The sequence below is a fragment of the Adlercreutzia sp. DFI.6.23 genome (assembly GCF_024462535.1).
Lineage (GTDB): Bacteria > Actinomycetota > Coriobacteriia > Coriobacteriales > Eggerthellaceae > Adlercreutzia > Adlercreutzia rubneri.
The window spans coordinates 1-305 of the sequence record NZ_JANGBP010000436.1; the positions used below are offsets into that span (position 1 = coordinate 1).

A 305-nucleotide genomic window follows, 5' to 3' on the forward strand; every position below is an offset into this window, starting at 1 on the left:
GGAATTCGAGCACATCAGCTTCGCTGTATTGATGCTTCTCTGGGTTGTTCAGATGGCAGAGGTAGCGGGCGCAGTTGCGTTTCGTTCCCTTTGGGATGATAGGGATTGGTCCATTATCGACGCCAAGGCCGGCCTGTTCGATTTCGTGGTGATCTACAAGGTGCCGCGCATCATGCGCAACCGCGACGAGATGGCATTACTGCGCATCACGCTCAGGAAGTACGGGGTCGAGATACTCTACTCGGGCGAGGACATAGGCAAGGGGTCGGACGGCATCCTGCAGCTGGGCATCAAGGAGGTGCTGG

At 57.0% G+C, this 305-nt stretch carries 1 protein-coding gene and 1 pseudogene; one reads left to right on the forward strand and one right to left on the reverse strand.

The window, feature by feature from the left end:
• Window positions 1-100, reverse strand: a 100-nt coding sequence (locus NE591_RS16415; protein ID WP_371130630.1) for a Rep family protein, incomplete at its 3' end; no start/stop codon positions are given.
• Between NE591_RS16415 and NE591_RS14030 the strand changes: the two are divergent.
• A pseudogene (locus tag NE591_RS14030) lies at window positions 53-305 on the forward strand (hypothetical protein); the annotation flags it as partial. The gene NE591_RS16415 and the pseudogene NE591_RS14030 sit on opposite strands and share 48 nt — an antisense overlap.